The sequence below is a fragment of the Pseudomonas sp. ICMP 460 genome, assembly GCF_002723595.1.
Lineage (GTDB): Bacteria > Pseudomonadota > Gammaproteobacteria > Pseudomonadales > Pseudomonadaceae > Aquipseudomonas > Aquipseudomonas kitaguniensis.
This window is the reverse complement of record NZ_LKBR01000004.1, coordinates 76,129-91,595: the sequence shown is the minus strand read 5'-3', so window position 1 is coordinate 91,595 and position 15,467 is coordinate 76,129. Positions and strand designations below refer to the sequence as shown.

The following is a 15,467-nucleotide window of genomic DNA, read 5'->3' as shown; positions in this document are numbered from 1 at the left end:
AGGGGAAACACCATGGGATTCAATTGCGGCATCGTCGGCCTGCCCAACGTCGGCAAATCCACCCTGTTCAACGCCTTGACCAAGTCCGGTATTGCGGCGGAGAACTTCCCCTTCTGCACCATCGAACCGAACAGCGGCATCGTGGCCATGCCGGACCCGCGCCTGCAAGCTTTGGCGGCGATCGTCAACCCCAAGCGCGTGCTGCCGACCACCATGGAGTTCGTCGACATCGCGGGCCTGGTAGCGGGCGCGTCGAAAGGCGAAGGCCTGGGCAACAAGTTTTTGGCCAACATCCGTGAAACCGATGCCATCGCCCATGTGGTCCGCTGCTTTGAAGACGAGAACGTGATTCACGTCTCCAACAGCGTCGACCCGAAACGCGACATCGAGATCATCGACCTGGAGCTGATTTTCGCCGACCTCGACAGCTGCGAAAAGCAACTGCAGAAAGTTGCGCGTAACGCCAAGGGTGGTGACAAGGACGCCGTGGTCCAAAAAGGCCTGCTGGAGCAGTTGATCGCTCATTTCACCGTCGGCAAACCGGCACGCAGCCTGATGAAGAGCATGAGCGCCGACGAAAAAGCGGTGGTCAAAGGCTTCCATCTGCTAACCACCAAGCCGGTGATGTACATCGCCAACGTCGCTGAAGACGGCTTCGAGAACAACCCGCTGCTCGACGTGGTCAAGGCCATCGCCGACGAAGAAGGCGCGATCGTGGTGCCGGTGTGCAACAAGATCGAAGCAGAAATCGCCGAGCTGGACGATGGCGAAGAGAAAGACATGTTCCTTGAGGCCTTGGGCCTGGAAGAGCCTGGCTTGAACCGTGTGATCCGCGCAGGCTACGAAATGCTGCACTTGCAGACTTACTTCACCGCTGGTGTCGAAGAAGTCCGCGCCTGGACCGTCAAAGTCGGCGCTACCGCCCCACAGGCCGCTGGCGTGATCCACACCGACTTCGAGAAAGGCTTCATCCGCGCCGAAGTGATCGCCTATGACGACTTCATCCAGTACAAGGGTGAGGCCGGCACCAAGGAAGCCGGTAAATGGCGCCTGGAAGGCAAGGAATACATCGTCAAGGATGGCGATGTGATGCACTTCCGTTTCAACGTGTAAGCATTACTTGCGGCTTTGGCCGCCTACAAAAAAGCCGATGCACTGCATCGGCTTTTTTGTAGGCGAGTGATTAACCTCAGGCCTTTTTAACCTGAAAAACAATTGAGCCGCATTAACCTCCCAACACATCTAACTTCTCCTACATCATTCGCGTAAGTTCCTACTTTTAAAATAGAACAAAAAATCTATAATTTCCATTCCGCTGACCGGTGCCTGTAGACCGCTGCCTAACTAGTACACCGTGATAATGGAGCACCCATGCGATGTCGGACTCCTACAATAGGGAAATTGAAACGGACCCCTCACTCATTGAGGGTCCAGACATTGAAAATACACTTAACAGCACTGCGTCACTTAATATAGACATCCTGTTACTGGGAGAAACCGGTACGGGCAAGGATACCTTGGCCCAGCGGGTTCATCGTTTGTCGGGACGGCGCGGCAGCTTCATTGCGGTCAATTGCGCCGCCATTCCGGACAGCCTCGCAGAAAGCCAATTGTTCGGCGTCAACAGCGGCGCCTTTACCGGGGCAATGCAGTCGCGGGCAGGCTTTGTTGAGGCGGCTCATCTGGGCACCTTGTACCTTGATGAGGTCGACAGCATGCCCTTGAACCTGCAAGCCAAACTGCTCCGGGTGCTGGAGTCGCGTGGCGTTGAAAGGCTTGGTTCAACCCGCTTTATCCCGGTCGATATGCGGGTTATTGCTTCCGCCCAGCAGTCACTGGACCAAATGGTCGAGCAAGGCACCTTCCGGCGCGACCTGTATTTTCGACTGAATGTGGTCAGCCTCCAACTCCCGGCCCTGCGCGACCAACGAGAAAGGATCATCCCCTTGTTTTTGGAGATGGTGCAACAAGAGGCGGACCTTTTCAAATGCCTTGCTCCGACCCCGCCCGGCGACTTATTGCAACAGTTGCTGTGCCACTCGTGGCTGGGCAATGTGCGCGAACTACGCTCGACGGCCAAGCGGTTCGTATTGGGATTACCCGCGCTTTCGCTGCCCCTGAGCAACCAGCACGACGGTGAAATGAGCCTGAAGGCACGCTTGCAACAAATTGAAAAAGCACTGATTGAAGAATCACTGCGCCGCAACGACCATTCAGTCGATAGCGCGGCAATTGAGTTGGGCGTCGCCAAACGCACACTCTATTACCGCATGAAGCAACTCGAGATATAACCGGCAGCGAGCGACACGCTGAATGTTCCGCTGGCGTGCAACTCCAGCGTTACTCCAAACGGCAAAACGAAATAATAATTTACACAGATACCTATAAAGTTTGGAACGCTTTGTTTGTCATCCGCCACTTATAAAGCGAGTGATTTCACAGCCACTCAACACCCCACGATAGCCACTGCTCGCTATCAGACTTTATTTAAATTATATAGGTGACTTATGTCCTCAATTTCGGGCCCAGGTAGTTCCAGCGCAGGTAGCCAGGCGCAACTGGATGCAATCAACGCCGATAAAGAAAGGAAAGTAGTCGAAGAAGCTAAAAAGACTGCTGAACAAGAACTGACTACCGCAAAAGCCGCCCGCATTAAATCTTTGCGATTCGCCTAAGCCAGACCAACCTCCTCAGCCCATCAGGCAGAGGAGGTTTTCAGCGTCACCCCGCGCACAACAATCGACACGTTCGATGGAGATTCATATGTACATCGCAACCCCAGGGCTCGCAGAATTCAGAAACACCAGCACCCAAACCGATGCCTTTGGCGCGATCAACCGGGCGGCGGACATCAGCTTTTTCAACGCCCAACTAAGCAACCCCGAACAGCCCGGTAAAGGCGTCGCCCCCGCCATGGCATCGCCTCCCGTGTCGTGGGGCTCTACTGAGTCGGACTCGTTATCCAGGCGCGTATCCAAAGGGTTCAGGGATTCCAGCCAGAACAAAAATACCAAGGATGCGAACGAGTTCGCCCAATCGCTTGCCGAGGCGCATATCGACATCATGTCACGGGTCAAGGTAATCAGCGCACTCACAAAAGGCATCGATAAAATTTCAAGCATGGGGTAGTTGCATGTACCGCCGTCTAATCAGCCTATTATTTATTTCAACGACCTTAATGCTCACGGGCTGTGGCGACAGCGTAGAGCTGCATCGCAATATTTCCGAGCCGGAAGCCAACGAAGTCATCGCGGAACTGGCGGACAAACAAATCCGTGCCCAGAAGATACCCGGCAAAGAGGGCGTCGCTGTTCGGGTCAAGGCCAGTGACATCAGTCGAGCGGTTCGTACTCTCGACGCTGCGGGGTTGCCCAGACTGGCCCGCTCAACCTTGGGCGATATCTTTCGCAAAGAAGGCGTCATCTCCACCCCGCTGGAAGAACGCGCACGTTATATCTACGCGCTTTCCCAGGAACTTGAATCAACCCTGTCAAACATCGACGGCGTGATCGTCGCACGCGTGCATGTGGTGCTGCCCGAACGAATAGCGCCAGGCGAGCCGGTGCAGCCGGCGTCGGCATCTGTATTCATCAAGCATGACCCGCGACTGGAACCTGACAAGATCAATCCGCGTGTGCGCAGGATGGTCGCCAGCAGCATCCCCGGAATGGCGTCAGCGGTCGACAATACTGCCAAACTGACCGTGGTGTTCGTACCCGCCACGGCCTATATAGAGCAGCAACAACTTATCCATCTCGGCCCGTTTCTGGTGCCGGAGCAAGACCTCGGGTTCTGGCGCATGAGCATTTTCGCGCCTCTGGTTGCGTTGATTCTGGGCGGTATTGCCTGGCAAGTCTGGCGCCGCAGGCAAATGCGCGCCTCTGCAGCAACGCCTGCCACAGCCGACGCTGATGAGTGAAGACCTCAGTTGGGCAAGATGGTGGGCCTTCCCTTGGGAGAATGCCCACGTCGACTGGCTCACACAAACCGGCTTTGTAGAGACAACGGCGCTTTCACGCAGCCATCATGGCCGGGTCGGCAGCATGTTCGAGATCGAGCCCGAGCTTCCCCCGCCCACCTCGGCGGCCTTGCTGAAACTGGTGCTGAGTCGCGCGCAACAACAGGAACTCGTACTCGAACTCGTCAATGAGGTGTACAACGCGCCCCCCGACAGCCGCTTGAATCAAGAACAGCTTCTTTGGTGCCAGCGCTTGGCCAAGGCGCTTCCAACAGGCCCAATACCGCTGGCTGTCGGCGACCCCTTGCACTACCTACGGGCCTGGGTGCCCCCTGTTATCTGGCAACGGCTGCGCTTGAGCTTTGCTCGCCCAAGGGTGCTTGAGTTGGAGCAAAAACCCAAGCTGGCAGACACGCATGGCCGGCTGGACACCCTGTGGCAAGCCACTATCTGGCGCGCAACCTCTACCCCTGTCGATGATGCCCTGCGCGCCCCCCGCGAGAATTCCAATCATGTTTTGCGCCCGCAAGATTGAGCTGCACACCCTCACTCACGACCTGCCGACGGCCCTGATTCCCAAGGAACTGCTGGCTGACTACACCCAGGCCCGTCAAATGCTGGAACTCGCCGAAACCCAAGCGCAGGCGCTCATACACCAAGCCGAAGAGCGTTGCGAGAGCCTGTTGCAAACTGCCCGTGAGGAGTTCTGGGAACGCGCCAATGCCCAACTGCATAGCTGGGAGGCGGAACGCTTGGCGATGTTCGATGAGTTGGAGCATGCCGCCACCTGCGTTGTTAACACGGCCATTCAAAGCATCCTGGAGGAGACCATACCCGCCCAGCGCCTCGCCGCATTGCTCAATAAACTCCTGGCGGCCCAACTGCCGGCGGTCGAGGCGAACTTACTGTGCAACCCGCTGGACCGCGAACTTGTCGAGCAATGGCTCAGCTTCCACTGCGCAGTGCCGTGGACGCTTCGGGTTGAAAACGGGCTGGCCACGCAGTCGCTGGTGCTTGAAACAGAAGATGGCGGTTTTCACATCAATTGGACGGACGCCATCAATACGCTCGTGGCGGTGCCACCCACGGCGAAAATCAAGTGACAACTTAGCTCAATAAAAAACTATCTTTTTTAAAAAAACAGGTCGCCGATGGAACTGGTCATTCACCAGCCGCCACACAGGCAGTAGAACCCCATTGGAGATACAAGCGATGAATGCTGACGCACGCGTACTCAGTAATCTCTACCGGCAGCAAATCCGCTCCGAAAAAAACCTCGACCAAATCAGTGCCGATCTTCCAAACATCGAACGCAGCGAAGACACAATGATGTTCCTGGAGTTTCTGAATGAACAGAAGTCCAAACTGGTCAACAATTTTGCCGTGAGTTCGACCTACCTCAGCTACAAACACGAAACGGTTAAATCCGCCATCAATGTCGTCTAGTGACTGGCAGCAAAAGTTGACGGACTGTTTGAGTGGCCAGCAACAGACTGTTCTGCTGTTTGAACAGGCGGATGAGGTCAACGTGCAGTGCGATGAACAACGCGTCGTGCTGCGTGCGCAACTGACCCCTGCAGACCTCGAATTTCCGTTGCAGTCCTGGTGCCTTCTCGGTCAGTCCAGCCTGGCGCATTTCCAGGGCGCACTGGCCTTGGCTCCAGCCACAGGCCACCTCTGGCTGGTGCAATGCCTGCCAAGGCAATGCAGCCAGAAACACCTATTGAAATCCCTTGAAGTGCTTCTTAACCAACGTGACACCTGGCGCAGCGTAACGGCGCGCCTGAGACAGGCTGGGCGCAAGTTCCAGCCCACTTCATTACGTCAGCTGCCGCACTGAAACAGAGACCCTGTCATGCCTAGCAAGATCAACAAGCACACCCGCTTGCGTATAAACGCGCCCGCGGCTTTGGTAAAACGCGCGCACTGGCGTTGCCTGCTCGCCCTGCCGTTATTGTTGGCGCCGCTGCACAGCAGCCTCGCCGCGATCCCCCCGGAATGGAAAAACACCGCCTACGCTTATGAGGCCAATAATAAGCCGCTACGAGATGTACTGGAGGACTTCGCCCAGACCTTTGGCACACAACTGCAAGTCGACGGCCTGCTGGACGGGACGGTCAATGGCAAAATACGCGCGAATACTCCGCAGTCGTTGCTCGACAGGCTTGGGGTGGAACACCGCTTCCAGTGGTACTTGTACAACAACACCCTGTATATCAGCACCCTGGACCTGCAGGAGTCCGCACGCCTGGAGGTCTCTTCCGAGACCGTCGCCGACCTCAAGCGCGCCCTGACCGACATCGGCCTGCTCGACAGCCGTTTCGGCTGGGGTGAGCTGCCTGACGACGGGGTGGTGCTGGTGTCTGGCCCCAAGCGCTATATCGACCAGATCAAGCAGTTCAGCAGCCAGCGCAAGTCACCCGACGAAAAGCAGAGCGTGCTCAGTTACCCACTGAAATTCGCCAACGCCGGCGATCGCCAGATCGACTACCGCGGCGAAAAAATAACCATTCCAGGCGTCGCGAGCATGCTGCGCGGGTTGTTGGAACCGCGCTCACCCAGCACCCTCTCGAGCATGAGCCCGAACCGCTCATCCGCCTCCCAGCCGTCGCCCATCACACCTAATTTCCCGCGGTTGAGCAACCCGATGTTGGGGCAGATGCTTGGCCAGACAGCCAACCAGGGGCAGTTGGAAACGGGCGCAAGCCTCAGCCCACGAGCACCGGTGTCCATGGGACGAATTCGCGTGGAAGCCGATGTGCGCAATAACGCCGTACTGATTTATGACCTGCCGGAGCGGCACGCGATGTACCGAGAGCTGCTTACCCAGCTCGATGTGGCACGCAAGATGGTGGAAATCGACGCGATTATTCTCGATATAGAACGCACTGAACTGCGCGAATTCGGGGTCAACTGGGGCAACAGTCGCTTCAGCAGCGACGCGCGAATCGCACCGGGCAGTTCATCGCAATTGTCGATCGGAAACCGTGACCGTTTTTTCGCCAAGATACGCGCACTGGAACAACGCGGCCTGGCAACCATGGTGTCCAACCCTTCGGTACTCACCCTGGAAAACCAGCCGTCGGTGATTGACTTCAATCGCACCCAATACCTGACCGCAGGCACAGAGGTCGCGACCGTTCTGCCCATCACTGTCGGCACCAGCCTGCAAGTGGTGCCCAGGGTGATTACCACCCGTGGCACTCACCAAGTTCACCTGATGGTGGATATTGAAGACGGTAACTTCGACGAGTCCAACCCGGATCGCCTGGGCCTCGACGTACGCCGTGGCAACGTCAGTACTCAGGCCGTCATGGCGGAGAGCCGCTCGCTGGTGGTCGGTGGGTTCCATGTCACCGAAAGCAACGACAAGCGCAACAAGATTCCACTGCTCGGGGATATACCGCTGCTGGGCAAGGTGTTGTTCTCATCCACCGAACGCAAGAACAATCGCCGCGAACGCTTGTTTATCCTGACCCCGCGCGTGATCGGCGACCAAGCCGACCCATCACGCTATTTGCCGCAGGAAGATCAGTTGGAGCTGCAGGCCGCACTCAAGCCACTGGCCAGGCGTTATGCCGAACACCAGCCGGTCATCAAACGCAGTGACATCACCAGCACCCTGGCTCATCTGGTGACTGGGCAAATTCCTCCGGCATTCAAGATGGCAGCGATGCCACTGGGTCTTGAGACCTTGTGCAACACACGCGAAATACTCGCCATGAACACCGAACGCAGCCAGTGGTATGCCGGCCCGCAGTTCAATGTGGCCGTGGTGGTGGTACGTAATCAGATCAAGCGCAATGTGCGCGTCGACGAGAAGGAATGCAGCAACTCGCAAACCCTGGCGGTGACGGTGTGGCCGCGCGCCTGGCTCAAACCGGGTGAAGAAGCCGAGGTATTTATCGCCATGCGTCCGGTGGTAAAGGATGAACACATCGGCGTGCCCCGCCCCTCCTTGATCACTCCAGCTCAGAAGGCTACGCCATGAAACACCGCGTGTTGTGCGTCACCCTGATCAGCGCAGTAATGCTCGTCGCCGGCTGCACCCCCACGTGCAAGGGTGACTCCTGCTCGCGCCCACAATCGAGCAAAAACACCATGGTGATCTGGTGGCCGCCGCAAACGCGTGTCGAGCCGGGCCCCACCGGGGAGCGAGCGGACTACCAGACGATATCCCTGGAACAATGAGTCTTCCAGAAACGTTCAACGATCAACGTCGGGTGTTTCTGGACAACCTGGTGAGCGGCACTGCCGCTCACCTGTCCCTCGCTCACGGGGTCAAGGTGCACGCACTGCACGCGGGCAAGCGCTCGGGGCTGGCCTTGAACATCGCGCGTGAACGCCTACACACCGGGCAGTTGCAGCGCATACTTGAGCGACGCTTCGAGCAGGCCTTGCTGTTCGACGGCAGTTTTATCTACCTCGACGCCCTGGGCAGCCTGGTGATCTGGCAGGCGCTGCCGGCATCGCACGCGGCGCTCGACAAGACGCTCAGCCGAATGCTCTCGCTGGCAGGTCTTGAAGCCCTGGACGTACGTGCACGGCGCTGATCAGCGCAACTCAAGCTCCGGCAACTCCAGGGTTTCGCGCTTGGCCTCGTCATCCAGCTCGCGCAAGGTGCGATAGATCAGCGCCACAGCCTGCAAGGTCTCACGCGGGATACCGGCGCCCAGCGCGTGTGTGTACAGCGTGCGGGCCAGCCATACACACTGAATCACCGGCACGTCGGCCGCCTTCGCCTGTTCGATCAATTGGCGCGCCTCGGCGTCCGTGCCTTTGCTGACCAGCATGGGCAGCGGCGTCTCACCAGGGCGGTAATACAGCGCGACGGCAAAGTGCGTCGGGTTGATCACCAGCATGTCGGACTCCTCCAGCTTGGGCAGCTTGACCTTCGGTTCTTCCTGGGACAATTGCTGCGCCAAGGCACGGCGCTGGCCCTTCACATGCGGGTCGCCCTCCATGTCCTTGTACTCTTTGACGACCTCGACTTGGGTCATGCGCATGCGCTTGGCGAAGAAGTGCTTCTGCATCGCCAGGTCAATCAGCGCCAGCACCAGCAACAGCCCGAGGCAGGCATGCAACAAGTGGCGGAACAGGGCAATCAGCGCCAGAACATAGGTTTGCAAATCACTGGTGGCCAGGTTGATCAGTGCGTTCAACGCAGGCTTGATCACCACGTACAACACCACGCCGAGGAGCACCGCCTTGGTCACGCTCATCAACAGATTCGTTATTGATTGGACGGAAAACATCTGCTTGAGCTGCTTGAGCGGGTTGAGGCGATTGAAGTCGAGCTTCAAGGTGTCCGGGGCCAACAGAAACCCGATCTGCATCCAACTGCTGAACAGTTTCATCATGATCGCGACGCCAACCATCAACAGCGCGAACGCGAAAAACACCAGCATGCCTTCAAACAGCACCGTTTCCAGTGCGTGTACGAAGGGCAGGCCCATGCTTGACATAGGCAACAGCATCAGTTGCTGGAAGCGTTGCATACTGGTTTCGGCGGCAAACAACGCAATCTCACTGATCGCCGTCAGCACCATCAATTTGCCCACGTCCTGGCTTTGCGAGACCTGGCCTTTTTTGCGTTGATCGCGCAGCTTTTTGGCGGAAGCCGGGTGCTTTTTTTCGCCCGAGTCACTCATGGCGTCGAGACCTCGAACATCAACCCCAATGAGTGTTTAAGGTCGCTCAACAGGCTCAAACGCCCGACCATCAGATCTTGAAGCAAGGCAAAGTACAGCAGCAAAATACCAATGCCCGCCAGCGACTTGAGCGGTGGCGCCAGCGTACTCACCTGCAATTGCTGACTGTAGACGCCGAGTAGCGCGACACCGAACTCCAGCAACAACAGCACGGCAATAAAGGGCGCGGCGTAAAGCATCATGTGGGAAAAAGTGTCGCCAATGATGCCCACGAAAATACTGAAGCCATTGATTGCCGGCTGCGGTATCCAGGCCGTCGCAGGCCAGATTGCATAGCTGTCCCAGATCACTTGGGTCAGCACGCTCAGGCCCAGAAAAGCGATCAGCAAGTAAATCACCAACTGTTTGAACAGGTGCCCGATGGGCGTCGCGTCCGGCCCCAGTGACGGGTTGAGTTGGCCACCCGCCAAGGCGCCACGCTGGTTATCCAGTAGCGCGCCGACTGACTCGAACATCCAGAACGGCATGGCCAACAACACGCCCAGCAATAAGCCCAGCGCCGCCTCCTTGAACATCAGCCCGGTTATCATCAGCGCGGAGTAGTTCTGCGCCACCAGAACTGCATGAATACCTGGCGCCGGGATCAAGGCCATGACGATCACGATGACGTGCCTGGGCATGCCGCGTAAATGTTGGAAACAGAACGCCGGCACCAGGATGGCACAAGGATAAATACGCGCCATGGCAATCAGCAGGCTCGGCAATAACTCAAGATAAGGCAGCACGTGCAGGCCCTCAGTTCAGCGCCGAACGGGCAATCATGTCGAACATCAGGTTGATCAACTGAATCAACTCCACGCCGATCCAGCGCCCCGTCAATATCAGGGTGATACCCACCGCCACCAGCTTGATGCCAAAGGGCAATGTCTGGTCCTGTATCTGCATCAGGGCTTGAACCAGGGACGTCAGCACGCCGACGATTACCGCCACGATCAGCGGCGGTGCCGACAATACGACGACCAGCAGCATGCCCTGTTTGAACAGTACGATCGGTTCCATAAGGCACTCAGAGATAAGAGAGGAAAAGGCTGTCGAGCAACCGCGACCATCCGGAGACCATGACGAACAAGAGCAGTTTTAGCGGCAGGGAAATGGTCATTGGCGAGACCATTTGCATACCGAGGGCCAAGAGCAGGTTGGAGACAATCAAGTCGATGACGATGAACGGAATGTAGATCAAAAAGCCGATCTCGAACCCCGCCTGCAACTGCGACAGCACAAAGGCCGGGATCAACAGGATCAGGTCGTCGCGCTGGGTGCTTTGCGCCATTTCAGGCGGCCACATACGCGCGCTGTTTTCCTGCAGGTGGGTCAACACGTCCGGGTCGGTGTTGCGTTTCATGAACGCGCGCAGCGGCTGTATGGCCCCAAGCCCGGTCTCTTGCAGCATTTGCACACTGCTCATGTCCAGCGGCGACACCTTGAGCTGCTGGGCAGTCTGGTAACCCACCGGCGCCATGATAAACAGCGTTGCCGCCAGTGCGATTCCGTTGATCGCCATGCTCGGCGGCACTTGCTGAACGCCAATCGCGTTGCGCGTGATCATCAGCACAATGACGATCTTCAAGAACGCCGTGCAGATGATCAACAGCATCGGCATCAACGACATTGCTCCGAAGAACAGCGCCAGGATAACCGGGTCGATGCCCTGAAATATCATCGGGAGAAAACCACGCGAGACATTTGCAGGCCGAGTCGGCCATCCACTTCCACCAACTGCCCCTGACCAATCGGCCGTTCACCGTAATACAAGCCGGCCATGCCGGGGGCATAGCCCGTGATACCCAACACCGCACCGGGCACCAGGTTGCGCAGCTCGCCAAGGGTCAGGCTCATCAGACCGCAGCGCACGGTCAGCGCCATGCTCAACTCATCGAAGGGCTCTTGGCCGAACGCATCCACCACCGGGTGATCAAGCTCAGGCCCCGGGTATTCTTCTATTACAAAATCTTCGTCCACGGAGGTTTCCTCGATCGAAATAAGGTTCAGGCACAAGGGCCCGGATTCATCGTCAATGCGCCCTTGCAGGCGATGGTTGGCGATACGCAAATGGCCATGGCCCTGCGCGTCGAAAAAAGACTGTTGAAGCATCACTACATCGCCGGCACGCAAACTGCGCAGTTGCTCGACCTGCAGGCTCAAGCGGCCCAAGGTCACGACGATTGCCAACGGAAACGACAGCGGTAACGGGCCGGCCGTACGCTGCCAAGGGCCGGCCGTGCACATCGCCAGCAACGTCTGGGGCGCCATCCACACGTAACCTGCGACCCTGGAGGCGCCCAGCGTCACGGTTAAGCGACACCCAAAGCTCAGCTTTGTGGGGGCCGGCAGCAATCTCAGGTAACCAAACAGCGCTAACAACTGCGGGCTTAGGTGATGTAGAAACAGTTCCCAGAACCAGGACGTCGGGGAGTTGCTGGCCTCTGCCAGGGTGACCGGGCATTCGCCCATCAGGCTGAACATCGGCCCGGGCTCGGCGCACGCCAGCACACCGATGGCGCTCTCGAAACACAACGGTTTCGCGTTCGCGGGAGCACGCCCGGGCTCAAGCAATAATTCACCCGGCTGATCCGCCACCTGGAACGGCATGCGTAAACCGCGGCCCAACTGCTGTAACGCGGCAACCCTTCCGGCATCGACCAAAGGCAAGGTTAAAACTGACATGATCATGCTGGGTTCGCGTGCCTGATATGAAGGTCGACAGGCTGCCCCAAAGCCTCGCCCAGCGCGTCCTGGCAGCGTTTGTGCTGACGGCTGAGCCACTGCGCGGTGCGCTCTTCTTCAGCGTCCAGTTCGACGTTCCAACTGCCGGGTTCCTTACGCACACTGGCGTTGATTCGCCCCAGCCGCGGCAGGTAAAGCGCCACCAGCAAGGGCCATTGCGTGGCGCCGTGGATTCGCGCCGTCAGTTGCCCGGCCAATGCCTCAAGCATCACCCGATCAGGTGACGCCATCAGGCCAGGCAACGTGGAAGCGTAACCGCCTTGATCATCACTTTTAGCAAACAGTTGGACAAACAAGCGCCGTTGTTCCAAGGACGCCGGCGCCCCACTGCCCGCTTCAGCGTCTTCCCATAGCTCGCGCACACGGGGCCGTTCAGACTTGCTCACAGGCACCTGCTTCATGTTTCTTCCTGTACCAGTAGACGGGATAATTCCAAAAGCTTTTCAACTTCGCGCAAACGTTGGGTGACCTGCCTCTGTACACCGTCGATGTGGATCACTTGCTGCTCCTGCTGGCCATGTAACTCATGCAATTGCGCTTCTTCGCGCTGCGTACTTGCGCACAACGAGCGCTCTTGTGTGTTCCACGATTTGAGCTGCTTGAACGAGATCACTTGCCCTTGGTGCTGGCTCAATAACTGTGCCCCTTCCTGGGCCTCTTGCAGGCGAGTTTGCTCAAGGGCTTGCTGGGCCTGCTCAACTTGCAACTGCAACGCGCGCTGATGCCTTTTAGCCTCACCCAACGCGCGCTCAGCGCGGTCTGCCCGGTGTTTGCGCAGACGCCGCAGCGTTTCCAACTCAGAAAGGAACATGCGCGGTCAGCTCCATCAGTTGATCCAGGGTCGCCTGCATCGGCGCGGGCTCACGCAAGTCCTGGCGCAGAAAACCATCCACCGCCTGCCGGCTGTCTACCGCCATGTCAGTCAGGGCGTCACTGCCAGGCTGGTACTCGCCCAACTTGAGCATCAGCTCGATCTGCTGGTACGCCGACAACAGGCGCCGCAATGCCGTACCAGCCTGGATATGCTCAGGCGTGGCGACGTTGCTTAGAATTCGTGAAAGGCTGCCCAGTACATCAACTGCCGGGTAGTGACCGCGCTCGGCCAGCTTGCGCGACAGCACAATATGGCCGTCGAGCAACGAGCGAACCTCGTCGGCCACCGGGTCATTCATGGAGTCCTGTTCGATCAGTACGGTGTAGATCGCGGTGATCACGCCGTCGCGGGTCAAACCGGCGCGCTCGACCAAACGCGGCAGCAAGCTATACACCGAAGGCGGCAAACCGCCGCGCCCCAATGGTTCACCGGCGGCCAGGCCAATTTCGCGCTGAGCGCGGGCGAAACGGGTCAAGGAATCGATCAGCAGCAACACCCGCTTGCCCTTGCGTCGATAGCCTTCAGCCAGTGCCGTGGCGGTGAATGCCGCGCGGGCGCGCTCCATGCTTGAACGGTCGGACGTCGCGCACACCAACACTGCCTTGGCGCGCAACTGATCATCCAGCTCATGGTCGAGGAACTCGCGTAATTCGCGGCCACGCTCGCCGATCAGGCCGAACACAATCACATCGCAATCAACGTTACGGGCGATCTCCGCCAGCAAGGTGGTCTTGCCACAGCCGGCACCGGCAAACAGGCCCACGCGCTGGCCCTCGGCCAACGTCAACAGGCCATCAATCGAGCGCACGCCGGTGGCCAGTGCGCGATTAATCCTCGGGCGCTCGGTCGGCAACGGCGCTTCACACAACACCATGCTCGCGTCCGGGCCGTCAGCCTCCACGAAGGCACTCGGGCCGTCGCCCGCAATCGGCCGCCCGAAACCATCCAGCACCTGGCCCAACAACTCATCACTGACGCGCACCCGATGCGACACACCCAGACGCTGCACGCTGGCGCCCACACGGATGCCTTCAAGGTTGCCCAGGGCGCTGAGCACGGCGTCTTGCTGATCGAAACCGATGATCTCCGCCAGCATGTAATCGTCGCTGGTTTTTTCAACCCGGCACAGGTCACCGATACGCGCGCTGGGCAGGCGACATTGCAACAGCATGCCGTTGACGCGCTGGACTCGACCGCGCATCGTCACCGGCATAACATTTGCCAGCGACTGGGCCTGGCGTTGCTGCCAGGCAGCAAGACGTGCTTGCAGATCCTCGCTCACCAGCGCACCTCAAACCGCCGCGCGCCATCGAAGACCACTTTGCTGTTGTCGATCAGCACCAGGCGTATGCCATCCACTTCATCACCTACAAACAATCGGCTACCCTCTTCCAAAACCACGTGGCCGTTCGGTCCACCGACGATCTGAACAATTTTGAACGGCAATTCGCCGTCGTTTACGCGCACACGACTGATCACCGGCACCGCGCTGTCAAACTGTTCGCCGAAGCGGTTGAGCATGCGCGTTACCAGTTCAACGTCGTCTTGGGAAACGTCGCCGTTGAGCGCGACCTGACCATTGATCACTTGCAAGCTGACCCGTTGGGCCAACTCCCGCTCACTGAGCATCTTTAACAACTGCTGGCGCACTTCAGACGGCGAGATCAGTTCGTGTCTGGTCGCCACGGCCGGCATCAACGAGGCTTGGGCCTCACGCTCCCCGGTGGAGGTCAGGCCCACCAACACGAGGATGGCCACCACCACCAGCGCTACGCTGATCAGACGCTTTTGCTGCGAGTGCGTGATCGACGATAAGCGCAGCGCGCCTGGCGCTTCACGCGGCTGAGCCCTTGGCGTAACGGCAGGCGCATCAACCGGCGCCGGTGCCTGGGGCCAGGGCTGATCGGCCAGGGAGACGCAGAGTTGAATGGCCCCCACCGAAAACGGCACGTTCAGCGCCAAGCTCGCGATCTGGGCCAGCACTTGACCCTCGGCACCTTGCAACAGCCCGGCTTCGGCCTGCACCGACCAATTGGAGTTAACCAGGCGCAATCGCGCATGGTGCTCGGCGATGCCCAGATCATTCAGCATCAAGTCAGCGTCAGGGTGCGCACCGATGCTCCATTGCTCACCAAAAAGCGGCAGCGCAGCCCCTTGATGCAAACCGCTCAGCACTCTCAACTCAAACATCATCGAGCAC

21 protein-coding genes are annotated in these 15,467 nt (G+C 58.4%); 12 read left to right on the top strand and 9 right to left on the bottom strand.

Going from position 1 to position 15,467, the window contains the following annotated elements; genetic code table 11:
- The first annotated feature begins 12 nt into the window (after window positions 1-12).
- From ychF to AO240_RS04765, 12 genes are all read left to right on the top strand, one after another.
- Entirely contained in the window at window positions 13-1,113 is a 1,101-nt protein-coding gene (gene ychF / locus AO240_RS04815; RefSeq protein ID WP_058411444.1) for a redox-regulated ATPase YchF, read from the top strand.
- Window positions 1,114-1,376: 263 nt separating this feature from the next.
- Entirely contained in the window at window positions 1,377-2,291 is a 915-nt protein-coding gene (locus AO240_RS04810) for a sigma 54-interacting transcriptional regulator (protein WP_099235378.1), read from the top strand.
- 216 nt (window positions 2,292-2,507) lie between these two features.
- The gene (locus AO240_RS28525) at window positions 2,508-2,675 is read left to right on the top strand and encodes a hypothetical protein (protein ID WP_158231384.1); all 168 of its coding nucleotides are present in this window, start codon (window positions 2,508-2,510) and stop codon (window positions 2,673-2,675) included.
- 88 nt (window positions 2,676-2,763) lie between these two features.
- Window positions 2,764-3,129 carry a hypothetical protein gene (locus AO240_RS04805; protein WP_177445776.1) on the top strand — a complete coding sequence of 122 codons (366 nt, stop codon included), beginning with the start codon at window positions 2,764-2,766 and terminating at the stop codon, window positions 3,127-3,129.
- A gap of 4 nt (window positions 3,130-3,133) precedes the next feature.
- Window positions 3,134-3,919 carry a type III secretion system inner membrane ring lipoprotein SctJ gene (gene sctJ / locus AO240_RS04800; protein WP_099235377.1) on the top strand — a complete coding sequence of 262 codons (786 nt, stop codon included), beginning with the start codon at window positions 3,134-3,136 and terminating at the stop codon, window positions 3,917-3,919.
- Complete coding sequence (locus tag AO240_RS04795; RefSeq protein WP_099235376.1) at window positions 3,912-4,493, top strand: type III secretion protein; 582 nt, start codon at window positions 3,912-3,914, stop codon at window positions 4,491-4,493. The genes sctJ and AO240_RS04795 overlap by 8 nt, the downstream gene beginning before the upstream one ends.
- Window positions 4,471-5,061, top strand: a complete 591-nt coding sequence (gene sctL, locus AO240_RS04790) for a type III secretion system stator protein SctL (protein WP_099235375.1) — start codon at window positions 4,471-4,473, stop codon at window positions 5,059-5,061. Before AO240_RS04795 ends, sctL begins: the two co-directional genes overlap by 23 nt.
- Window positions 5,062-5,170: 109 nt before the next feature.
- Entirely contained in the window at window positions 5,171-5,404 is a 234-nt protein-coding gene (locus AO240_RS04785; RefSeq protein ID WP_099235374.1) for a hypothetical protein, read from the top strand.
- Window positions 5,405-5,420: 16 nt separating this feature from the next.
- Window positions 5,421-5,798: a type III secretion system chaperone gene (locus AO240_RS04780; protein ID WP_143505313.1), complete on the top strand. Its 378-nt coding sequence runs from the start codon at window positions 5,421-5,423 to the stop codon at window positions 5,796-5,798.
- Between the two features lie 15 nt (window positions 5,799-5,813).
- On the top strand, window positions 5,814-7,949 hold the full coding sequence (gene sctC / locus AO240_RS04775; protein ID WP_099235372.1) for a type III secretion system outer membrane ring subunit SctC: 2,136 nt from the start codon (window positions 5,814-5,816) through the stop codon (window positions 7,947-7,949).
- On the top strand, window positions 7,946-8,149 hold the full coding sequence (gene hrpT, locus AO240_RS28830) for an HrpT family type III secretion system protein (RefSeq protein WP_099235371.1): 204 nt from the start codon (window positions 7,946-7,948) through the stop codon (window positions 8,147-8,149). Before sctC ends, hrpT begins: the two co-directional genes overlap by 4 nt.
- Complete coding sequence (locus tag AO240_RS04765) at window positions 8,146-8,511, top strand: transcriptional regulator (protein ID WP_099235370.1); 366 nt, start codon at window positions 8,146-8,148, stop codon at window positions 8,509-8,511. Before hrpT ends, AO240_RS04765 begins: the two co-directional genes overlap by 4 nt.
- Here AO240_RS04765 and sctU read toward each other — a convergent pair whose 3' ends face one another.
- Genes sctU through AO240_RS04720 form a run of 9 tightly spaced genes read right to left on the bottom strand, consistent with a single transcriptional unit; the run spans window position 8,512 to window position 15,457 of the window.
- The gene (gene sctU / locus AO240_RS04760; RefSeq protein WP_099235369.1) at window positions 8,512-9,609 is read right to left on the bottom strand and encodes a type III secretion system export apparatus subunit SctU; all 1,098 of its coding nucleotides are present in this window, start codon (window positions 9,607-9,609) and stop codon (window positions 8,512-8,514) included.
- A complete protein-coding gene (gene sctT, locus AO240_RS04755; protein ID WP_099235368.1) occupies window positions 9,606-10,394 on the bottom strand; it encodes a type III secretion system export apparatus subunit SctT in 789 nt (262 codons plus the stop codon). The genes sctU and sctT overlap by 4 nt, the downstream gene beginning before the upstream one ends.
- A 10-nt stretch (window positions 10,395-10,404) precedes the next feature.
- On the bottom strand, window positions 10,405-10,668 hold the full coding sequence (gene sctS / locus AO240_RS04750; RefSeq protein ID WP_058411467.1) for a type III secretion system export apparatus subunit SctS: 264 nt from the start codon (window positions 10,666-10,668) through the stop codon (window positions 10,405-10,407).
- Window positions 10,669-10,675: 7 nt separating this feature from the next.
- Window positions 10,676-11,329: a type III secretion system export apparatus subunit SctR gene (sctR, locus tag AO240_RS04745; protein WP_099235367.1), complete on the bottom strand. Its 654-nt coding sequence runs from the start codon at window positions 11,327-11,329 to the stop codon at window positions 10,676-10,678.
- Window positions 11,326-12,339 carry a FliM/FliN family flagellar motor switch protein gene (locus tag AO240_RS04740; protein WP_099235366.1) on the bottom strand — a complete coding sequence of 338 codons (1,014 nt, stop codon included), beginning with the start codon at window positions 12,337-12,339 and terminating at the stop codon, window positions 11,326-11,328. Before AO240_RS04740 ends, sctR begins: the two co-directional genes overlap by 4 nt.
- Entirely contained in the window at window positions 12,336-12,794 is a 459-nt protein-coding gene (locus AO240_RS04735) for a type III secretion system HrpP C-terminal domain-containing protein (protein ID WP_099235365.1), read from the bottom strand. The genes AO240_RS04740 and AO240_RS04735 overlap by 4 nt, the downstream gene beginning before the upstream one ends.
- Window positions 12,791-13,204: a YscO family type III secretion system apparatus protein gene (locus AO240_RS04730; protein ID WP_099235364.1), complete on the bottom strand. Its 414-nt coding sequence runs from the start codon at window positions 13,202-13,204 to the stop codon at window positions 12,791-12,793. The genes AO240_RS04735 and AO240_RS04730 overlap by 4 nt, the downstream gene beginning before the upstream one ends.
- A complete protein-coding gene (locus AO240_RS04725) occupies window positions 13,191-14,549 on the bottom strand; it encodes a FliI/YscN family ATPase (RefSeq protein WP_099235363.1) in 1,359 nt (452 codons plus the stop codon). The genes AO240_RS04730 and AO240_RS04725 overlap by 14 nt, the downstream gene beginning before the upstream one ends.
- Window positions 14,546-15,457 (bottom strand): FHA domain-containing protein, encoded by a 912-nt coding sequence (locus AO240_RS04720; protein WP_177445775.1) that lies wholly within the window; start codon window positions 15,455-15,457, stop codon window positions 14,546-14,548. The genes AO240_RS04725 and AO240_RS04720 overlap by 4 nt, the downstream gene beginning before the upstream one ends.
- Window positions 15,458-15,467 lie beyond the last annotated feature (10 nt).